Below are 21569 nucleotides of genomic sequence, written 5' to 3'. Positions count from 1 at the left end.
TTGTCCTCTCTCGGACGCCCCTCCATGTGTGAAGGGCTCAGGCGTTCTTCTTGGGTTTTGCGTCGATCCCGGACTCCTTGCGCTGCTGCGCGGTGATCTCGCCGGGGGCGTCGGTCAACGGATCAATGCCGCCACCGGACTTCGGGAACGCGATGACGTCACGGATGGAGTCGTAACCGCCGAGGAGAGAGACGATGCGGTCCCAGCCGAAGGCGATGCCGCCGTGGGGCGGGGCTCCGAAAGCGAAGGCGTCGAGCAGGAAACCGAACTTCTCGCGGGCCTCCTCCTCGGAGATTCCCATGACGGCGAAGACCCGCTCCTGGATGTCGCGGCGGTGGATACGGATGGACCCGCCGCCGATCTCATTGCCGTTGCAGACGATGTCATAGGCGTAGGCGGTGGCCTCACCGGGGTTCTCGTCGAACGTGTCGATCCACTCGGGCTTCGGAGAGGTGAAGGCATGGTGGACGGCGGTCCACGCCGAGTTCCCGAGTGCGACATCGCCGGAGGCGGTGGCATCAGCGGCGGGCTCGAACAGCGGGGCGTCCACGACCCAGGTGAACGCCCAGTCGCCGTCCTTGATCAGTCCGAGACGCTCGGCGATCTCGCCACGGGCGGCTCCGAGAAGTGCACGGGAGGACTTCACATCGCCCGCGGCGAAGAAGATGCAGTCACCCGGTTTCGCTCCGACATGTGCAGCGATGCCCTCACGCTCGGCCTCGGTGATGTTCTTGGCCACCGGGCCCGACAGTGTGCCGTCTTCGCCGACGAGGATGTAGGCCAGTCCTTTGGCACCGCGCTGCTTGGCCCAGTCCTGCCACGCGTCGAGGGTACGACGAGGCTGCGACGCGCCGCCGTCCATGACCACAGCACCGACATAGTCGGACCTGAACACACGGAAGGACGTGTTCTCGAAGAACTCGGTGCACTCCGTGATCTCGATGTCGAAACGCAGGTCGGGCTTGTCGGAACCGTAGCGACGCATCGCATCGGCGTAGGTGATCCGCGGGATGGGCGCGGAGATCTCGTAGCCGATCTGCTTCCATACGGCAGCCAGGATCTCCTCGGCGAGGGCGATGACGTCTTCCTGGTCGACGAAGCTCATCTCCACGTCCAGCTGGGTGAACTCCGGCTGGCGATCGGCACGGAAGTCCTCGTCACGGTAGCAGCGTGCGATCTGGAAGTAGCGCTCCATGCCCGAGACCATCAGCAGCTGCTTGAACAGCTGGGGGGACTGCGGCAGGGCGTAGAATTTTCCGGGGCGCAGACGTGCCGGCACCAGGAAGTCGCGGGCTCCCTCGGGCGTGGAGCGGGTGAGGGTCGGCGTCTCGATCTCGGTGAACTCCTGGTCGATCAGGACGTTGCGAGCCGCGGCATTCACCGTGGAGCGCAGACGCAGTGCGCGCGCCTGGTTGTCCCGGCGCAGATCCAGGTAGCGGTACTTCAGGCGGGTCTCCTCGCCGACCTCTCCCCCACTGGCGGAATCGTCGATCTGGAACGGCAGTGCCGCGGACTCATTGAGGATCTCCAGGCCGGTGACGTTGAGCTCGATGTCACCCGACGCCAGGTTCGGGTTCTCGGAACCTTCGGGACGGGCCTCCACGATTCCGGTGACACGCAGGCAGTACTCGCTGCGCAGTGCATGTGCCCGTTCGGCGACCTCATTCTCGCGGAACACCACCTGGGCCAGTCCGGACCGGTCACGCAGGTCGATGAAGATCACTCCACCGTGGTCCCGTCGACGGGAGACCCATCCGGTGAGGGTTACCTCCTCGCCGATGTGGTTGGAGCGAAGGTCACCACAAAGATGGGTCCGCAGCACGTCGCGTTGTCCTTTCGGATAGTTCGGTATAACCCCGGCCGACACGATGGTGCCGTCGGTGGCTCGATATCAGCGGCCCAGTGTACTACCCCGTCGCCGCACGGGGAACAACGGTGGCATGCTGGAGGGTGAGGTCGAACGTCGACCGAGATGAAAGGACGGTCATCATGGCAGAGAATGCTTCCCCGACACCGGACGACGACGTACAGGCCCGGGGACGGCAACGCCACCCCGACTCCGACGGCATCGCCGACCAGGTCACCGTCGAGGACACTGTGGTCACACCGCTGGATTCCCGCGACCCCTACCGGCTGTTCTGGCTGACCAGCCAGATTGTTCTGTTTGTCTCCACGCTGATTGCCGCCGTTGCTCTCATTTACGGTTTGGCCACAGGGACGGAGAGTTCCTGGATCAGTGGAATGGCATGCCTTGGAATCAGCATGCTGTCGGTGATCGGCCTTCTGCTGGCACGGCTGGGGAGCGACCTGAAATCGTCCGGAGTCATCTGACCGCCGTCAGGCCGGCGGGTACGGCTGCAACGCGTCAGGCGCCGACGCCGTCCCAGTTGATCCGGCCGAGGGTCGCGTCGTAGATCTGCTGCGCAATATCCCAGTTGCTGTAGGCTGCCCAGTCCCCTGCGTCGAGGGCCTGTTGTGCGAGGGCGATGATATCCATTGTTCCGGTACTCCTGCGGGTCGTTGGGGTCTCTATCAGTCATCATCAAACATCGTCGCCGTGAGAACCACGGCAGATGTGAATCGAAGTATAGTCTTCTGTGACGCATTACGCAGCTACATTGCGTCACATGCGCCCCGTACGTCACATTTGTTACCCCTCGACCAGGGGCTGCCGTGTGATGGCAGGGAACTCCCTGCCCCAGGAACCCCTCCGGCACCCGACCCTCCCGCTACACTTCCACCATGTCCTTCAACAACAACCTGTCCGGCATGGGTGGGCGGGCCCGCTCCGGTGGAAGCTCGGGCGGCGGCGGTTTCGGAATCGGTGGCGGCGGGCGCCAGGGTGGCAACCGCGGCGGTGGGATCCTGGGTATGCTCCTGATGAGCAGGATCGGCCGACGCTTCGGCATTCCCGGAATCCTCGTCGTTGCCGTCGTGCTGTTTTTCGCGAACGGGGGGCTTGGCATGTTCGGAGCAGACTCCTCCCGAGTGAGCGAGCAAGGCGCCGACGGAGCCGGTGGAAGGCTGGACCACTGCACCACCGTCGAAGACGCCAACACCTACGACGACTGCCGGATTGAAGGCACCGCCATCTCGCTCGACACCGTGTGGTCGTCACTGCTGCCCGACCAGGCCGGGATCAACTACTCTGAGCCCGGTCTGGTCATCGGGGACGGACAGGTCAACACAGGATGTGGTACCGCCTCGACGGCGCAGACCGGACCGTTCTACTGCCCGGGCGATGAGACCGTCTACATCGGCGACGACTTCTTCTCCCAGCTTTCGTCGATGGGCGGATCGGACGGCCCGTTCGCGCAGATGTATGTCGTGGCGCACGAGTTCGGGCACCACATCCAGCATCTCGAGGGGAACCTGGGCCTGTCCGACTACGACGACCCGGGCGAAGACTCCAATGCGGTGAAGATGGAGTTGCAGGCCGACTGCTATGCCGGGGTCTGGGCGTCACACGCCGACAAGGGCGAAGACGCCGTCCTGGACCCGGTGACGCCTGACCAGGTCAACCAGGCCATCACCTCCGCCCAGGCGATCGGTGATGATGCGATCCAGAGTGTCGGCGGCGGGCAGGTCACCCCCGACGCCTGGACCCACGGTTCGTCCGAACAGCGCCAGCGCTGGTTCACCACCGGGTATGACAACGGAACCATGGCATCCTGCCAGCAGAACTTCCGTTGATACCCGGGAAGCACCCCTAGGCTTCGCGGATCAGGTCGGCAGCTCGCTCGCCGATCAGCATGCAGGTGATATTCGGGTTGACCGCCACCAACTGCGGCATCACCGAGGCATCGACGACCCGCAGGCCCGTGACACCCTTGACCCGCAACTCCGGGTCCAACGGAGCCATCGGGTCATCGGCCGCGCCCATGCGCACGGTGCCCGCGGGGTGGTACACGGTGTTGTGCGTTCTGGACACGTAGTCGGCGATATCGTCGTCGGACTGGACATCTGTTCCCGGGAACAGTTCCCGTCCTGCGTACTCCGCCATGGCGGGCTGCGCGACGATCTTCCGGGCGAGTTTGATGCCTTCCACTGCGATCCGCATGTCGTACCCGTCCTCGTCAGTGAAGTAGCGCGGATCGACCCTCGGCTTGTCCCGGAAGTCGCAGGAACGCAGCCGTACCGTACCGCGACCCTTGGCATGGGTGATGTTCGGGGTCAGACAGAATGATTCGTCGGCGGTGGGATACCCCTGACGCCGGGTGTGCATGTCAAAGGGCATTGACCCGTAGTGCATCATCAGGTCCGGCAGGCCGAGACCATCGGCACCACCCTCGTCGACCATCTCGAAGATCCCGATCTCCCACCACTGCGTGGCGTCGCGGGTCATCGGCACTTTCGACTCCCAGGAGATCACCGCTTCAGGATGGTCCTGGAGGTGTTCACCGACACCGGGCGCGTCAACGAGGGTCTCCACGCCGACCTCGGCGAGGTGCGCGGTCGGTCCGATGCCCGACAGCATGAGGAGCTTCGGGCTGTCGATCGCACCGGCGGAGACGATGACCTCGCGATTGGCCGGTAGGGTCTTGAGTCGGCCGAAGGGGTTGTCGAGGTACTCGATGCCGGAGGCCCTCGGCGCGCCCTCGGCGTCCTCGGTGAAGGTCACGCGGGAGACTTGACGGTCTGTGAGGATGTCGAGGTTCTCCCGGTCAAGGACAGGGTGCAGGTAGGACACGGACGATGACGACCGGACGTTCTCGTCCGTGGCGTTGATCTGGAACCAGTCTGCACCGTGATTGACCGTGGCCCCCTCGTTGAACGGGGTGTTGGGAAGCCCCTGCTGTTCACAGGCATCGATGATCGCCGCGCCCACGGGATCCTGGTGCGGCACCGAGCGCAACCGGACGGGACCGTCGTGACCGTGGTGGTCACCGTCGCGGTCGTTATTCTCCAGGCGTTTGATCAGCGGAAGGACGGTCTCCGAGTCCCAGCCGGAGGCGCCCAGGGAGACCCAGTGATCGAGGTCCTGCGCCGGAGTGTGGAAAGCAATGCACGAGTTGTGCGACGAGCAGCCACCGAGCACCTTCGCCCGCGCGTGGCGCATGTGAGAGTTCCCCTTCTCCTGGGGCTCCACGGGGTAGTCCCAGTCGTAGCCGGACTCCAGCAGACCGGGCCATTCCGCGAGGTTCAGGATCTCCGGCTTGTCCACGTCCGTGGGTCCCGCTTCAACCAGCGCGACAGTCACGGCGGGGTCTTCGCTCAGACGGGACGCGACCACGGCGCCCGAGGAACCGGCTCCGACGACGATGTAGTCGTAGTTGTCTCGCATATCTTCTCCTTCTCGTATGTGCGGGTGCTACTTCTGGGGGAACCAGCCACTCGCGGCCGGTTCGGTGTTCTCGTAGATGTGCTTGGCCTCGCGGTACTCCTCCAGGCCGGCCAGCCCGAGTTCACGCCCGGTGCCAGAGGACTTGAAACCGCCCCACTCCGCCTGCGGGACATAAGGGTGGTAGTCATTGATCCACACGGTGCCGTGGCGAAGTGCCCGAGACACCCGGTTGGCCACACCACGGTTGGAGGTCCACACCGCACCGGCCAGACCGTACTCGGTGTCGTTGGCGGTGGCGATCGCCTCGGCCTCCGTCGTGAAGGTCTCCACGGTGATGACCGGGCCGAACCCTTCCTCAATGACGGCAGGGTTCTCCGACGTGCAGTCGTCCAGCACGGTCGGGGCGTAGAAGCAGCCCTTCTCGTGTTCCGGGCCACCCCAATGACCACCGCAGCGCAGCGTCGCGCCGGCATCGATGCCACGCTGGACGTAGTCGGTGACCTTGTCACGGTGCTCCGCGGAGATCAGCGGGCCGGTCTCAGCCTTCTCGTCGAAGGGACCCCCCATGACGATGCCCTCGGCACGGCGGACCAGCTCGTCGACGAATTTCTCCTTGATGCTTTCCTCGACGATCAGACGCGTACCTGCTGAACACACCAGTCCGGAGTCGAGGAATCCGGCGTTCAGGGCATTATCCACCGCTGCGTCGAAGTCGGCGTCGGCGAAGACCACGTTCGGGTTCTTCCCGCCGAGCTCAAGCGCAACCTTCTTTACCGTCGGCGCCGCGGCTGCGGCGATCCGACGCCCGGTGACCAGACCACCGGTGAAGGAGACCATGTCGACATCGGGATGCGACGACAGTGGCGCGCCCGCTTCGGCACCGGCACCCAGCACCAGGTTGGCGACACCCGCCGGTACACCGAGCTTGTCGAGCACATCGATGATCAGCATGGCGGTGTGCGGTGTCAGCTCGGCAGGCTTGAGGACGAAGGTGTTGCCGGCAGCAATCGCCGGGGCGATCTTCCAGCTGGCCTGCAGCAGCGGGAAATTCCACGGGGTGATCATGCCGCAGACACCGATCGGTTCGTAGACGACACGCGAGATCACCGACGCGTCTCCGGCGTCGACGAGACGGCCCGGATGCTGGTCGGCGATCTTGCCGAAGAACCGGAAGCAGTTCATGATGTCGTCCATGTCGCCTTCGGCTTCGACCAGACGTTTACCGGTGTCCAGGGCCTCGGCGCGGGCGAACTCATCCTTACGTTCTCCCATTGCATCGGCGACCTTCAGGAGCAGGTCGCCACGGTAGGCGGCCGACGTGGCAGACCACTCGCCCGAGTCGAACGTGCGTCGGGCGGCCGCGATGGCCTTTTCCGTGTCCGCTGCGGTTGCCTCGGATACCTCGGCGACGACCGTGCCGTCCGCCGGGCAGGTGACCGTGCGTGTGCCGCCGTCGGTCGCGCCCACCCACTGTCCGTCAATGTAGAGCGTCTGTGGTGTGTCAGTCATGTGTGCTCACTTCCTGTCTTTTCAGAGTCGTTGTCGTCGTCTGTCCAGAATGCCGGTGCCGTGCCGTGGACATCGGCGGTCGGAGTACCTCTGTCACCGGTCAGGGACATGTACTCCACATGCATATCGTAGGCGTCCAGTACATCCGCGATCACCTGGTCTTTGGAGTACCCGAGAATGTTGTGCCCCCGGGACCCCGTGGCGGAGAAGATTTCGAGGGTGAAGTACACGTCGTGATCCACGTTGAGATTCACCGCGAAGTTCGGGACCTGGCCCGGAACCGGGTACGCCTGGTACTTGAAGTCGTCCTGCCCGGGGAAACTCACCAGGAGATTGATGAAGTCGATCGGGTACTCGGGATGCGAGTCCCGGGTGAGAGTGACATCCAGCCCAAGCTCCCGGAGTTCCTCAGCGACTTCGCCGATAGCAGGCGCGGCAGTGTTGTCGACATATGCCTGTGTCTCCGCTGCCGAGGGGAAACTCATGCGGCGTTTGAGCCTGTTTCTCCAGGCCAACCGCGGTTGAGGAGTTCCCGTCCGGTCTGACAGCGCACCGGGAAGGGACAGCGAGCGGGACTGCAGCCAGTGGGCCTCTGCCCCGAGGACACGCCAGATACTGAACATCAGCAGGTACATGATCACCGAGAAGGGCAGGCCGATGAGCACGGTCGCCGCCTGGAGGGTGTACACGCCGCCGATGAGCAGCATCACCAGAGTCAGCGCACCGGTTAGCACCGCCCACACGATGCGGAGCCATGGCGGGCCGTCCGAGTCCTCCACGCTCGGCTTCGAGGTGATATTGGCCATCACCAGTGAGCCCGAATCCGCAGAAGTGACGTAGAAGAGTAGGCCGGTGACCACAGCAAGTGCGACGGCGAAGGTCGCCCCGGGATACTGCTGCAGCAAGAGGAAGAATCCGGACTCGGGCGTGTTCACCGCTGTCTCGAGGAATTCCTCGTCGCCGTCACGGAAGAATCCGAGGGCGGCGTTGCCGAAGATCGAGATCCAGACCGCAATGAAGGTAAAGGGGATGACCAGCACCCCCAGAATGAACTGACGCAGAGTGCGCCCACGGGAGATTCTGGCCAGGAACAACCCGACGAACGGGGCCCAGGCGATCCACCAGGCCCAGAAGAACAACGTCCAATCCGACTGCCACTGGTCAGCGGGTAGATCGGCGGCACCATCACTGTAGGCGAAAGTGTTCAGGATCATCGAGGGGAACCTGGAGACGAAGTCACCGATGTTCTGCACCAGAGCATTGAGCAGGTCCGCGGTCTTTCCCATCACCACGATCCACACCATCAGAACCAGGGCGAGCCAGACGTTGAGCTCGGAAAGCCGACGGATCCCCTTGTCGACACCCGACACCGTCGAAATCACTGTAATCAGGACTGACAGTCCGATCAGTGCGATCTGAACTCCCGTGTTCGTTGGTATCCCGAAGATCTCGGAGAGCCCGTAGTTAAGGAACACCACTCCGATCCCCAGGGACACCGCGATGCCGAACGCGGTCCCGATGGCCGCGGCGATGTCGACGCTGTGTCCGACAGCGCCGTGGATACGCCTGCCGAACACCGGTGCCAGGGCGGAACGGATACTCAGCGGCATGTGGTAGCGGTACGCGAAGAGCCCGAAGGCCATACCCATCAGGGCGTACATCGCCCACCCCGGGACCCCGTAGTGGAACATGGTCCACAAGGGCGCCATACGTGCTGCCTCGTCAGAGAGTTCGGCGGTCTCCGGCGGGGTGAGGAAATTCGTCGCCGGCCCCGAGACGCCGAAGAACATCAGATCGACCCCGATGCCTGCAGCGAAGAGCATCGCGCCCCAGGTGAACAAGCCGAAGCGGGGTTGTGAGTGGTCGGGGCCGATCTTGGTGTTACCGACCCGACGGAAGGCGATGATCAGGACGAACACCACGACAACGCCGGCGGTGAGTATGTAGTACCAGCCCAGGTTGGTGGACACCCAGTCCTTCACCGTGTTGATCACGGTGTCCGCCTGGTCGGGTGCCAGCCAGGCCCAGATGACGAACGCCGTCATCAGCCCGGCAGACACTGCGAACACGGGCCAGTTGACGGCGGAACTTTTCCCTGCGTGTGAAGACTCCTCATTCTCGGAAGAATAAGATTCAGCCATAAAATCACTCCTATGAGCTCAGTTTCAGATCTCTGTCATGAATAGAACTTTCAGGATTCAGAAACCAGGCTAGCGTACAGGAGCAGAAAACTCTCCCCAGGTTCGCGTCAGGCCTCCCCCACGGCCTTTTTCACCACGAGTTCCACGTCCTCGACGGTGACTTCCTCCTGCTGGCGGGTCGACAGATCCCTCAGGACGACGGTGCCCTTGTCCAGCTCGCTCTCACCGAGGACGAGGGCGAAGAGAGCCCCCGCGCGGTCCGCACCTTTCATCGCTCCCTTGAGGCCCCGGTCGCCGTAGGACATGTCCACGCTGAGGCCGGCCCGACGCAGGCGGTCCACGATCACTGCCATGCGGCGCTTGGCATCAGCACCCATCGGGACCCCGTAGACATCGACGCGCCGCCCCGTGGTGGGAGACACGCCCTCGGCCTCCAGCGCGAGCACGGTCCGGTCGACACCGAGTCCGAAGCCGATCCCGGAGAGATCCTGGCCACCGAGCTGGGCCATCAGACCGTCGTAGCGCCCACCGCCGCCGATTCCCGACTGCGCACCGAGCCCGTCGTGGACGAACTCGAAACAGGTCTTGGTGTAGTAGTCCAGCCCCCGGACAAGTCTCGGGTTGAGGGTGTACGCGACACCCATGTCATCCAGCGTGCCGGTGACCGTCTCGAAATGTTCGCGTGCCGAGGCGGAGAGGTTATCCGGCATCAGCGGGGCGTCAGCCATCATCTCCCTGACGTCCGGGCGCTTGTCATCGAGCACGCGCAGCGGATTGATCTCCGCCCGTCGACGCGTCTCCTCGTCCAGCGGCAGCGAGAACAGGAATTCCTGGAGTTTCGCGCGGTACTGCGGCCGACAGGTCTCGTCACCGAGGGTCGAGAGTTCGAGCCGGAATCCCGACAACCCCAGTGCGCGGTAACACCGGTCGGCCATGGCGACGACCTCGGCATCCAACGTCGGGTCGTCCACACCGATCGCCTCGACACCAACCTGCTGGAGCTGACGGTACCGGCCGGCCTGGGGCCGCTCGTACCGGAAGAACGGTCCGGAGTAGGTCAGCTTCACCGGCAACTGTCCCCGGTCCAGATTGTGCTCGATGACCGAGCGCATCACTCCCGCGGTGCCCTCCGGGCGCAATGTGACCGAACGACCACCCCGGTCCTCGAAGGTGTACATCTCCTTGGAGACGACGTCGGTGGACTCACCGACCCCACGGGCGAACAGAGCGGTGTCCTCGAACACCGGCAGCTCGATGTGGCCGTATCCGGACTTGTGGATGACGTCCTCGAAAGTACTGCGCACAGCATGGAATGCCGCAGATGCCGGCGGTACGTAGTCCGGCACCCCCTTGGGGCCGGCGAACGTCTGGACCTGTCCGGTGGAACCGGTGCTGCTGGTGTCACTCACGGAGTCCAACTATAGCGACCCGCCGGTACGCTCACACCACCCCCTGCAGGAACCCGTTCTGCTGCTTTTCGGTACCGATGGTCGTCGCGGGTCCGTGACCGGGCATGACGGTGTCGTCCTCTTCGAAGGTCGTCACCAGGCGTCGCAGGCTCTCCACCATCGCGGCCGGCTCGGAGAACGGCAGGTCAGTACGTCCGACGCCGCCGCGGAACAGGACATCGCCCCCGAGAATCAACCCCTGACCGTCCACGATGCCCCGGAACATGACAGACCCCGGAGAGTGACCCGGCATATGGTGGGCGATGAACTCCACTCCGCAGATTGTCAGGACGTCCCCGTCCCGGACCGGGATAGGCGTGTCAGGGGTGTCCATCGTGGCGACATGATGAGCCTCGCCCGACGGCCCCATTCCGTCGAGTACCTCGCGCTGCAGGAAAACGTTGTCCGCAGGGTGCATGTACGCCACCACGCCGTACGAGGCCTGAACAGCGGGTAGATCGCGGACGTGGTCAATGTGCCCGTGAGTGAGCACGATCTGGGTGATACGCAGTCCCTTCTGTGCCACTATCTGTGCGATGAGCGTCTCAGCCCCCATCCCGGGGTCGACAACGGTCGCCTCAGCCCCGTCATGCAGCAGCAGACAGTTCATCTCGAAAGGGCCGGTGGGCAGGACTTCCACAGTCAGGTTCGCCATGGCAGCCACCCTACCGAGAAACCCACGGTGAACACACAGCAACCAGGAGGCCTCGGTGGTGGAGTCCGAGGCCCCGGGGTGGAACAATGGGGCCGTTGATCTACGACCACCCTCGAGGGAAAGGCCCCAGAGCTTTGTCCGACAACTCCTCCCGCCGCGATGCGGCACTCAAGAATCTCGACAAGGAACTGAAGTCGCGGTCTCGCCGCGAGAAGATGCGTCCCCTCGGCGTCACACTGGCCACGTTGGTGGTCCTTGTCGGCCTGGTCGGTGGGATCTGGTACGCCGCCACCCGTGGCGGCGACGATGAGACGGACACTCTCGCCGATGACGCCCTCAACGAGGAGACCACTGCGCCTGAGGAACCCCAGGGTCCCCAGGAGTGCGCGTACACCGAGTCCGGGGAAGCAGCCCGTGAAGCCTCTGCCCCCGACGCCGAGAATCTCCGTGAAGACGGCACCTCGGACGTCACCCTGGCCACAAACAAGGGCGACATCACCGTCACGGTGGACTACGCCCAGGCTCCGTGTGCCGCCAACAACTTCGAGAACCTCGCCTCACAGGACTACTACAACGACACCGTCTGCCACCGCGTGGTGGTCAACGACGGCATGAAGATCCTGCAGTGCGGTGACCCCTCCGGCGACGGTGCCGGCGGGCCCGGCTACACCTTCCCCGACGAGTACCCCGTCTGGAACGAGGACGGGGAAAAGGTCGAGGACGAGGGCCTGTACACACGCGGCGTACTGGCGATGGCCAATGGTGGAGAGAACACCAACGGATCGCAGTTCTTCCTCGTCGACGACGAGACCCAGCTGCCCAACGACTACACGATCTTCGGCACCATCTCCGAGGACGGGCTGTCCACCCTGGACTCCATCATCGAGGAGAACGAGGGCGAGAACCAGGACAACAACGGTGACGGCGCACCGGTCGACGAGGTCCGCATCGAGACCGCGACGGTCGACGCCTGACTCTCCCCCGCGCCTGCTCCGCCGTCGGTGCTGTGAGACCCCCACTCTGCGGTGGTTTCCGGTAATCCGATCAACCTGGGGTGGGGGTGTCAGCCCCCTGTCGTGACCCGGTAAACGTCATAGACGCCCTCTACATTGCGCAGTTGGTTCATCAGATAGCCCAGCTGCTTGGTGTCGGAGACCTCGAAGGTGAACCGGCACATGGCCACCCGGTCCTCGGCGACGTGGGTACTCGTCGCGATGATCGGAACCTTCTGCTCGCTGACCACCCGGGTAACCTCACTGAGCAATCCAGTACGGTCAAGCCCCTCGATCTGCAACGTGACCACGAATACCGCATCGCGGACGTCGGAGGCCCAGGCCACGTCAATGAGCCGGTCGGGCTCGGAGTGCAGCTTCTCAGCGTTGGTGCAGTCCGTGCGGTGCACCGACACCCCGCCACCCTTGGTGATGAAACCGAAGATTTCGTCGCCGGGCACCGGAGTACAGCACTTGGCCAGTTTCGCCGAGAAGTCCGAGTTCCCCTGCACCAGGATGCCCGAGCCGTCACCTCGACCGGACTGCACCGACTGCTGGGGTGTGGTGCGGCGTACCGCCGGTGCGGGTGTGACCGGCGAGTCGTCCTCGTCCGCGTCTCCCTGGTAGATGTCCTGCAGCATGTGCACGACGTGCCCGGCGGTGACACCCCCCTTGCCGATCGCGTCGTAGAGGTCATCCACCGAGTCCCGTGACAACTGGGTCGCGACAGTCCGCAGGGCCGATGCCGTCACGAGCCTCTGCAACGGGATGCCGGTGCGTTGCGCCTCCGCGGCCAGCGCGTCCTTGCCCTTCTCCAGGGTCTCCTCGCGGCGTTCCTTGTTGAACCACGCACGGATCCTGTTGCGTGCCCGCGGCGACACAACGAACTTCTCCCAGTCCTTGGACGGGCCGGCGGCGGCGTCCTTCGACGTAAAGATCTCCACCTTGTCCCCCGTCTTCAACGGGGACTCCAGCGCAACCAACTTACCGTTGACCTTGGCACCGATGCAGCGATGCCCGACCTCGGTGTGCACCGCGTAGGCGAAGTCGACCGGTGTGGCGTCTGTCGGAAGGGTCACTGCGTCGCCACGGGGCGTGAACACGAAGATCTGGTTGGTCGACAGGTCGTAGCGCAGGGAATCAAGGAACTCGTTGGGGTCCGCGGCCTCCTTCTGCCAGTCCAACAACTGCCGCATCCAGGCCATCTGATCGACCTCAGCGGCATCGCCCTTGTGGGACCCCTTGGTCTCCTTGTAGCGCCAGTGTGCCGCGATGCCGTACTCAGCCTGGTAGTGCATCTCATGGGTGCGGATCTGCACCTCAAGAACCTTGGCGTCCGGCCCGATCACTGTGGTGTGCAGTGACCGGTAGACATCGAAACGAGGCTGGGAGATGTAGTCCTTGAACCTGCCCGGCATCGGCTGGTACTGGGAATGGACAGCACCGACGGCCGCGTAGCAGTCCCGGATCTCATCGACAAGGATGCGGATACCCACGAGGTCGAAGATCTCGTCGAAGTCGCGGCCACGCACGATCATCTTCTGGTAGATCGACCAGTAGTGTTTCGGACGCCCCACAACTTCGGCGGTGATATGCGAATCACGCAACGTGGACTGGATCTCGTTGATGACCTTGGCCAGATACTGGTCGCGCTTCGGGGCACGGTCAGCGACGAGACGGACGATCTCCTCGTACTTCTTCGGGTAGAGGATCGCGAAAGACAGATCCTCGAGCTCCCACTTGATTGTCGCCATGCCCAGCCGGTGAGCGAGCGGGGCGATGACCTCCAGGGTCTGCCGCGCCTTCTTCGCCTGCTTCTCAGGCGGGAGAAAACGCATCGTGCGCATATTGTGCAGACGGTCAGCAACCTTGATCACCAGGACCCGCGGGTCATGGGCCATGGCGACGATCATCTTGCGGATGGTCTCCGCCTCGGCCGCAGAGCCGAGAGCGACCTTGTCCAGTTTGGTGACACCGTCAACCAGCAGCGTGACCTCGGCGCCGAAGTCCCGGGTGAGGTCATCCAGGGAATAGTCAGTGTCCTCGACGGTATCGTGAAGCAGCGCTGCCACCAGCGTGGTGGTGTCCATGCCGATCTCGGCCGCGATGGTCGCGACCGCCAACGGGTGGGTGATGTACGGCTCCCCGGACTTGCGTACGACTCCGGCATGCAGACGCTCAGCCGTCGTGTACGCCTGATTCAGGATCTCGACGTCCGCTTTCGGGTGGTAACGCCGGTGCACGGCGATCAACGGGCCGAGGACCGGATTGATCTTGCTCTTGCCGGTGAGACTGCGCGCAATACGCGCGGCCATCCACAGCGAGTTCTTCTCGTTCGTCATGCCTCACCGTTTCCCTACTGTGTGCAGCGTGTGAACGACAAGCCTACTGTCCGCGGGAAACCACGTACAACGGGAGGTCCCCCAAACGTTTCGCTCCCTCAAGTTCCTGCACTTCCAGGGCTACGGCGACGCCCACAACCCGCGCTCCCGCATTCTCCAGGAGGGCCCGTGCGGCCACCAGGGTACCGCCGGTGGCCAGCACGTCGTCGACGAGGAGGACCCGTCGTTCATGGAGATCAAGCCCCTCGGAGGGTATCTCCAGTGCAGCGGTGCCGTACTCCAGGTCGTATTCCTGCCGGATCACCGGTGGCGGCAACTTGCCTGCTTTCCGTAGCGCCAGAACGCCGACACCGAGTTCCAAGGCCACCGCAGATCCCAGAAGAAACCCGCGGGCGTCCAGACCTGCGACGACGTCGACGTCGAGAGTATGGCAGACCTCCGCCATTTCGGTCACGATCGTCCGGAACGCCTCACCGTCGGCCAGCACCGGTGTGAGGTCCTGGAACATGATGCCGTCACTCGGAAAATCCGGAACCAGTCGGGTTTTCGCTGCCAACGCAGACCGGGCATCGGGGTACGCGCTCATGGTGTGTCCTCTGCGGTAGTCGCGGACGGTGCGGTGGACGTCGGGAAATCCGGGGACACCCACCGGTCCATGTTCCAGCTCATTCCGGTCTCGCCCGGATTGTCAACGACGTTGGACAGCCCCCGATCCACGGCAACGGACCGCGGTTCAGCGGTCAACGGCACGGTGGAGGTGGCGTCTGCCAAGGTGTTTTCGGCGTCGCGGAGTTGCCTGACCGTCGCTGTCCCCGATGCGCCCGACGATGCGGGGAATGAGACCTCGGGATTCTGCCCGAAAGCAGACCGGGTCTCCAGGAGGATGTCATAGTCGGAGCCGAGTTCTCCGAAGTCGTCGACGGTCAGGGGCACCGGTTCCACGGTCACGTCGGCGGCAGCGCATGAGTCGACCAAGGTGTCCACCATGGCGGCGTACCGCGCAACATCGGCAAAGTATCCCACCCTGATCGTCGATCCACCGAGCCTCTCGGAGGTCGGCGCGGTGTCGGTGTTGTTGTTGCGTGCCGCGACATCACCCAGGTTCTCCCCTGTCTGTGCTCCGGGAGCGATGGTGCGGAACGGAGCCTGATCGACCGCGATGCCTGACTCGGATTCGACAGCCTGCGCCATTGCCTGACGGTCAACGCAGCGGGCGAACGCCTGCCGGTTCTCAGGTGATTCGAAGATCCCGGAGTCGGCGAGAGTCAAGCTGTCCACGCGTGTCCCGGAGTCCCGGGTGACGGCAAAACGGCCCGACACGTCGTCGGCATCAGACAGGTCCGGAGCGGTTTCATCCGCTCCTGCCCGGATTCCTTCGTCGTCAGCGTCGCCGCTGTTGGGGCTGTCGGACGTGTCGGACGGTTCCGTTGTTTCGGTGTCCGACGGGGTGTCCGACGAACCCGATGAGCCCGGCGAGCCCGATGTATCCGACGGCACTGCAAGCCCTGCTGCCACCGGATCGGTTTCCGGGGGGATGTCGGCGACATACAGCTGGTAGTCGGCCGCGAGTTGTTCGAAGTCCGGCCCGTCGATGCCGGCGCCCGGTCCTGACCACATCACGACCTCGTCCAGCCCCGGGCGCACGCCTGCCCACTCCGGGTTGACGGTCAGGACCAGCGACCCGTCTTCCCCTCGTGACGACACGCGGAACGGGCCGTACGTGGGGACCTCGGCAGGGTCAGTCTCGGCGACGGTGAATGTGGACGACCACGCCTGTCCGAGAGCAGCCAGCTGGTCGGAGTTACCCGAATCGATCGCCTCCACGACATTGTCCACCCCGGCACGTTGACCGACGGTGTGTGAAGGAAGGACCTCACCCACGCTGAAGAGCTCCCGGTAGCGGCTCCCCATCCCCCGGTCGAATTCGATGCTGAAGTCACGGTCGCCAGCATCACAGTTAATGTCCTTTACCCGTTCCGTGAGACCGAGGTCCGACGAGAACAGGGCGGGGTACTTGGCAGCGACCCAGGTCAACAGGAAATCATCACATACCACCGGGGCGCCGTCCGAATAGGTGGCCGACTCGCTGATGCGGTAGTCGACGACATCACCGTTGTCCGCGGACGGAGTCGCGGTTACCAGGTCGGTGTTCGGCAGCAGACGACCGTCGGGACCGGTGAGGTAGGCACCCGGGTAGAGGCGCGCAGACACCTTCGCAGCATCCGTTGCCGCCCCCAACGCACTTGCGGCATTCAGGGTGACGATCGGGCGAGGAAGGGCGTACCCGAACAAGGGGTCGGCCGCGTCCTCCGCTCCGTCGTCAGAGGTGCAGGCGACCACCCCGAAAGTGAGTGCCGTCGCTGTGAGCAAGACCGCCGGACGGCGGAATCGATGCGTCATCGTTCCTGACTTCCTCTACATACCGGGCCGCCAGGTGCGGCCCCTGTCCTCGCCGTTGACACCGTTTACGCCGTCTGGACCGTAGGCACCGTTGTGCTCTCCGTCGGAATCCCGGGTGCGTCGGGGCAACGTCACCGTCCGTCGCTCAGAACCGTCACTGTCGATCGCGGAATCGGTCGCGAGACTCTCTGCAGGACCCTCAGTGCCCTCGGGAGCCGTCGGCGTGGTTCCTCTGTCGCTGGCGAGCTCTCGTGCGCGGGCGACCTTGCGGTCGTGCTCGACCATCTTCTTCTGTCGACTCTTCAGGGTGACGAGCAACGGTGCGGAGAAGTAGATGGAGCTGAATGTTCCGGCGATCACGCCGACGAACTGCACCAGTGCGAGGTCCTTGAGAGTACCGACGCCCATCAGCCAGACGGCTACGACAAGCAGCGAGGCAATGGGGACCACGGAGAACAGTGAGGTATTCAGCGACCTCATCACGGTCTGATTGACCGCGAGATTGACCTGTTCGCCGTACGTTGACCGCGTCGAACTCAAGACGTCCTGGGTATTCTCGTGGACCTTGTCAAACACGATCACTGTGTCGTACAGGGAGTACGCCAGGATCGTCAACAGACCGATGATCGTTGCCGGCGACACCTCGAAACCGACCAGCGAATAGATACCAGCGACGAAGACACCGTCCAACAACAGGGTGACGATGGCGGAGATCGCCATGTCCCGCTCCATACGAATCGTGATGTACACGAACACGATGAGCAGGAACACCCCCATGCCGATGATCATGCGCTGAGTGACCGACTGGCCCCACGATTCCGAGACGGTGGAGTCACTGATCGCGTCCGGGCTGGGTTGCCCCGTCTGATCGGCCGGCTGGAATTCGTCGTAGAGGGCAACACGGGCTTCGCGGATCTGGTCGTCCGACAACCGCTCCGAGGCGACTTCGATGTTCTGGCTATTGCCGGTTCCCACCGTCTGCACCGACTGTGGGGTGATCCCCGTGGCGTCCTCGACCACCTGGGTAACCGACGTCTCGGTTGCTCCGTTCGCCGGAGGCATCGTCAGTTTGGTGCCGCCCTCGAGGTCGATCCCCAGGGTGAAGCCCTTCAGGGCGATGACCAGGAAACACAGCAAGGTCAACAGCGCATAGATCCAGTACCAACGGCGGCGTTTGGCCACGAAGGCGAAGTTGCTTTCGCCGTTGTACATCTTCTCGAAGAAGCCGGCGGGCTTTGATTCGGTCGTCGCGTTCATGCTCACTGGTCCTTTCCGGTGTCAGTGGAGGGCGAGATGCCGCCCTCGGGGTTGCTCTCCGGCAAGGAACCTGCCGTGGCATGCTCGTCGGCACGACGACGTTCCGCGGAGCGGAAGGCCGAGCGCAGGCCGTTCAGTTTGGGAGATGCGAACTTCTCCGAACGAGACATCAGGATCACCAGCGGCGCCGTCACCAGGAAGGCGATGACTACGTCGAAGACGGTGGACAGCCCCAGTGTGAAGGCGAAGCCCTTGACATCGCCCACTGCGACGAAGTACAGGACCAGCGAGGCGACGATCGACACGACGTTACCGGTGATGATCGTCGTCCGGGCGCGCTTCCACGCCCTCGGGACCGCAGACCGGAAACTGTGACCCTGCTGGATGACATCCTTTATTCGCTCGAAGTACACGACAAACGAGTCTGCGGTGGTACCGATACCGATGATCAGGCCGGCGATACCAGCCAGATCCAGGCTGTAGTCGATCCATCGGCCGAGCAGGATCAACGCCCCGTAGATCAGCAACCCTGAAGCCACCAGGGAGAACACCGCGACCACACCGAATCCCCGGTAGTAGATCAGTGACCAGATCGCCACGAGGATCAGGCCGACAAGCCCGGCGATCAGTCCGGCCTGAAGCGAAGCGGTGCCCATTGTCGGCGAAATGGTCTCGGCCGTGCCGCCCTGCTCGCCGTTTTCGCCGGTGAAGCTCAACGGGAGGGCACCGTAGCGCAGGTTGTTGGCGAGATCAGAGGCTTCACTCTCGGTGAAGTCACCGGTGATCTCGGAGTCACGGCCAGGAGGCGTCGGCGACTGCATCACTGGTGCGGAAAGAACCTGGCTGTCGAGGGTGATCGCGACCTGCTTCTGTGCGTACTCCTGACCGATGCGCTGCCAGGTCTCACCACCCGGGGTTGCCTCCCCCGTCTTGAAGCGGAAGGTGATTTTGATCTGGCCGGACTCCGAATCGAGCCCGCCGAAGATCTGGGAATCGGTGTCAATCATATCGCCGGTCAGGCGCGTCCCGTTCTCCTCATCCTCCTGGCCGTTGAGCAACGGTGCCGGTTCCAGCAGGATCGGCTGCCCCTCGCTGCAACTGACCAGTGGACGAGCCGGGTCATCGGCGCCCGCGAGGGGGTCGACGCCGTCGGAACACGTCATCAGGAACGACGCGGCGATCTGGGTGTTGGTGTCCTCGGACTGCCGGTCCTCACGGAGAACGTCTGTGGTCTCTTGACGACGGTCAGCCTCCTCGATCGAGTTCGCCGGTTCTGCCGGCTCATCTGTGCTGACACTCAGGTCATCGCCAGCGGGATCCATCCCCATCTGCTCGAGCGTGGCAGCAGCGTCGTCCAGCTTGCCGTTCGCTTCCTCCGTGGTGAGGATGCCCGTGCTCACCCAACGGTCGGCCATCTCGGTGAGGACATCCTCGAGACCGTCCTCGGGCATTCCGCCCTCCATCACCGGGCGGAACAGCAGTTGCGAGGTCTGGCCCAGCGTCCGGGCTTCCGAGGAATCCTCGCCGGGGACGCTGATGACCAGCGTGTCACCGTCAGAAACCACCTGTGCACCGCTCACGCCCATGCCGTTGACGCGGTTCTCCAGAATCCGACGAGCCTGGTTGAGCTGGTCACTGGTGGGTTGCTCACCCTGAGGAACCAGGGTGACACGGGTGCCTCCCTGGAGATCAATGCCCAGCTTCGGCGTGGGGCTCTTGTCTCCGGTGAGGAAAACGAGGCCGTAGATGATGACCACGACGGCGATGAAGAGCAGAAGTGCCTTCTTCGGCCACGTTCTGGCCCGCGCGGCCGTTGAGCCCTGTGAACTCACTCGAGTTACTCCTGAAGTCTCGGGGATATCGGCGATGTAGGCATGAGAAAAGAACCACCGCCGTGTCGACGAATGAGTCTAGACCCTCTGCCTGGCAACAAGGGTCTCGGCGGTGCCCTGTCGGGACGAAAAATGCTGGGGACGGGGGACGCTACAGCGTCAGGACCTCGGCGTGTCCCCGGAATCCGGCCGGTCAGCATCTCCGCTGTCGCGCTCGTCGCGGGTCCCTTCGGCCTGGTCTTCAAACGGTGCGACGGTGTCGAAATCCTCGAAGGTCGACTCGTCGACCTGCTCCGCGGCGTCGGCGCCCTCCGTATCGTCCGCGTCGACGGTGTCGGGGGTCTCCACCAGCTTCAACACTGCGCTACGGTCCCATGTCGTCGTGACACCGGGCGCCAGCTCTACGTCGACCGTCGTGGTACCCACCTCAGCGATACGCGCGTGGATGCCGGAGGTCATCTGAACGATCATGCCGGGCTCAAGCTGCGACTGAAACGACTTGATCTCGTTGATCTGCTTGGACTGCTTGCGCATCGACATGACCGGCAGACCGAGAAAGACCACGACGATGAGAATGAGAAGGAAAATTTCCATGCCGCCAGTCTGCCATACTGGGTTTTTGTCACCTATCAGCCGGTTGCTCGAGGCCGAGGTGCTGCCAGGCAGCAGGGGTAGCGGTCCGTCCACGCGGCGTCCGGGAGACCATTCCCGCCCGGACGAGGTAGGGTTCGCACACCTCCTCGACGGTGGACGGTTCCTCTCCTACGGCAACCGCCAAGGTGTTGACGCCCACTGGGCCTCCGTTGTGGCCCCGCACCAGCGCGTCAAGGACCGCGCGGTCGAGTCTGTCGAGACCTCGTTCATCGACGTCGAAAATCTCCAAGGCCGACCGCGCGACCTCCACCGTGATGATGCCGTCCCCCTCAACCTCCGCGTAGTCCCGCACGCGTCTCAGCAGGCGGTTGGCGATACGCGGCGTTCCCCGGGAACGGGAGGCGATCTCGACCGCTGCGTCGTCGGTGACGGACACACCGAGGATTCCCGCGGCACGCGTCACGACGCGGGTGAGATCAGGGGTGTCGTAGAATTCCATCTGTGCGGTGAACCCGAAACGGTCACGCAGCGGCCCGGTGAGCATCCCCGCCCTTGTTGTCGCCCCCACGAGAGTGAACTGCGGCAATTCGATGGGTATCGACGTCGCTCCGGGGCCTTTACCGACAATCACGTCGATCCGGAAGTCCTCCATCGCCATATAGAGCATTTCTTCGGCCGGGCGCGCCATCCGGTGAATCTCATCGATGAACAGGACGTCACCCTCGATGAGGTTGGACAGCATCGCCGCCAGGTCGCCGGCACGTTCCAGCGCCGGTCCCGACGTCATCCTGACCGAAGAACCGAGTTCCTGGGCGATGATCATCGCCATGGTGGTCTTGCCCAGCCCTGGAGGACCTGCCAGAAGGACGTGATCCGGTGATACGCCGCGTGCCTTGGCACCACCGAGAACCAGCTCGAGCTGACTGCGCACCTTGGGCTGACCGATGAACTCATGGAGCGAACGGGGCCGAAGCGACAGCTCTGCATCCCCCTCCCCTGGCTGCGGGGTCGGCGAAAGGTCGCCCCCGGGGAGGCCCTGCGCCTGTACTGACGGCGCGGGACCGGTATCGAATTCGGTGCGCTCGATATCACTCATAGTGCCCTTGCCTCCTCGC

Annotated in this window: 17 protein-coding genes; 3 read left to right on the top strand and 14 right to left on the bottom strand. The window is 63.8% G+C overall.

What is annotated here, in order from left to right:
- Positions 1–37: 37 nt before the first annotated feature.
- Entirely contained in the window at positions 38–1822 is a 1785-nt protein-coding gene (aspS, locus tag CGLY_RS08300) for an aspartate--tRNA ligase (protein ID WP_038548462.1), read from the bottom strand.
- A gap of 167 nt (positions 1823–1989) precedes the next feature.
- Here aspS and CGLY_RS08295 point away from each other — a divergent pair, with 167 nt between their 5' ends.
- Entirely contained in the window at positions 1990–2331 is a 342-nt protein-coding gene (locus CGLY_RS08295) for a hypothetical protein (RefSeq protein WP_038548459.1), read from the top strand.
- Positions 2332–2365: 34 nt separating this feature from the next.
- Here CGLY_RS08295 and CGLY_RS17960 read toward each other — a convergent pair whose 3' ends face one another.
- Entirely contained in the window at positions 2366–2497 is a 132-nt protein-coding gene (locus tag CGLY_RS17960) for a hypothetical protein (RefSeq protein WP_265101944.1), read from the bottom strand.
- A gap of 245 nt (positions 2498–2742) precedes the next feature.
- Here CGLY_RS17960 and ypfJ point away from each other — a divergent pair, with 245 nt between their 5' ends.
- Positions 2743–3693 (top strand): KPN_02809 family neutral zinc metallopeptidase, encoded by a 951-nt coding sequence (gene ypfJ / locus CGLY_RS08290; protein WP_038548456.1) that lies wholly within the window; start codon positions 2743–2745, stop codon positions 3691–3693.
- Between the two features lie 16 nt (positions 3694–3709).
- Here ypfJ and CGLY_RS08285 read toward each other — a convergent pair whose 3' ends face one another.
- The 5 genes from CGLY_RS08285 to CGLY_RS08265 form a co-directional block, all read right to left on the bottom strand.
- On the bottom strand, positions 3710–5284 hold the full coding sequence (locus tag CGLY_RS08285; protein ID WP_038548453.1) for a GMC family oxidoreductase: 1575 nt from the start codon (positions 5282–5284) through the stop codon (positions 3710–3712).
- Positions 5285–5311: 27 nt separating this feature from the next.
- Positions 5312–6793, bottom strand: coding sequence for an aldehyde dehydrogenase family protein (locus CGLY_RS08280; RefSeq protein ID WP_038548450.1), 1482 nt, complete (start codon positions 6791–6793; stop codon positions 5312–5314).
- Positions 6790–8934: a choline BCCT transporter BetT gene (gene betT, locus CGLY_RS08275; RefSeq protein ID WP_038548447.1), complete on the bottom strand. Its 2145-nt coding sequence runs from the start codon at positions 8932–8934 to the stop codon at positions 6790–6792. Before betT ends, CGLY_RS08280 begins: the two co-directional genes overlap by 4 nt.
- Before the next feature lie 107 nt (positions 8935–9041).
- Positions 9042–10343, bottom strand: coding sequence for a histidine--tRNA ligase (hisS, locus tag CGLY_RS08270; RefSeq protein WP_038552049.1), 1302 nt, complete (start codon positions 10341–10343; stop codon positions 9042–9044).
- Between the two features lie 31 nt (positions 10344–10374).
- Complete coding sequence (locus CGLY_RS08265) at positions 10375–11037, bottom strand: MBL fold metallo-hydrolase (RefSeq protein ID WP_038548444.1); 663 nt, start codon at positions 11035–11037, stop codon at positions 10375–10377.
- Between the two features lie 134 nt (positions 11038–11171).
- Here CGLY_RS08265 and CGLY_RS08260 point away from each other — a divergent pair, with 134 nt between their 5' ends.
- Positions 11172–12011: a peptidylprolyl isomerase gene (locus CGLY_RS08260; RefSeq protein ID WP_038548441.1), complete on the top strand. Its 840-nt coding sequence runs from the start codon at positions 11172–11174 to the stop codon at positions 12009–12011.
- A gap of 89 nt (positions 12012–12100) precedes the next feature.
- On the opposite strand, the gene CGLY_RS08255 is transcribed toward CGLY_RS08260, so the two are convergent.
- The 7 genes from CGLY_RS08255 to ruvB form a co-directional block, all read right to left on the bottom strand.
- Positions 12101–14371: a RelA/SpoT family protein gene (locus CGLY_RS08255; RefSeq protein WP_038548439.1), complete on the bottom strand. Its 2271-nt coding sequence runs from the start codon at positions 14369–14371 to the stop codon at positions 12101–12103.
- A 43-nt stretch (positions 14372–14414) separates the two neighbouring features.
- Positions 14415–14957: an adenine phosphoribosyltransferase gene (locus CGLY_RS08250; protein ID WP_038548436.1), complete on the bottom strand. Its 543-nt coding sequence runs from the start codon at positions 14955–14957 to the stop codon at positions 14415–14417.
- Entirely contained in the window at positions 14954–16771 is a 1818-nt protein-coding gene (locus CGLY_RS16745) for a periplasmic substrate-binding domain-containing protein (protein ID WP_052539902.1), read from the bottom strand. The genes CGLY_RS08250 and CGLY_RS16745 overlap by 4 nt, the downstream gene beginning before the upstream one ends.
- A gap of 15 nt (positions 16772–16786) precedes the next feature.
- The gene (gene secF / locus CGLY_RS08240) at positions 16787–18028 is read right to left on the bottom strand and encodes a protein translocase subunit SecF (RefSeq protein ID WP_038548434.1); all 1242 of its coding nucleotides are present in this window, start codon (positions 18026–18028) and stop codon (positions 16787–16789) included.
- Positions 18029–18030: 2 nt separating this feature from the next.
- Positions 18031–19860: a protein translocase subunit SecD gene (secD, locus tag CGLY_RS08235; protein ID WP_038548431.1), complete on the bottom strand. Its 1830-nt coding sequence runs from the start codon at positions 19858–19860 to the stop codon at positions 18031–18033.
- A gap of 159 nt (positions 19861–20019) precedes the next feature.
- Positions 20020–20454 carry a preprotein translocase subunit YajC gene (gene yajC, locus CGLY_RS08230; protein WP_038548427.1) on the bottom strand — a complete coding sequence of 145 codons (435 nt, stop codon included), beginning with the start codon at positions 20452–20454 and terminating at the stop codon, positions 20020–20022.
- Positions 20455–20482: 28 nt separating this feature from the next.
- The gene (ruvB, locus tag CGLY_RS08225; protein ID WP_038548424.1) at positions 20483–21550 is read right to left on the bottom strand and encodes a Holliday junction branch migration DNA helicase RuvB; all 1068 of its coding nucleotides are present in this window, start codon (positions 21548–21550) and stop codon (positions 20483–20485) included.
- Between the last annotated feature and the right edge of the window lie 19 nt (positions 21551–21569).

The organism is Corynebacterium glyciniphilum AJ 3170, from assembly GCF_000626675.1.
In the GTDB taxonomy this organism is placed as follows: domain Bacteria; phylum Actinomycetota; class Actinomycetes; order Mycobacteriales; family Mycobacteriaceae; genus Corynebacterium; species Corynebacterium glyciniphilum.
The sequence above is the reverse complement of the archived record's forward strand: the minus strand, read 5'-3'. Positions and strand labels throughout refer to the sequence as shown.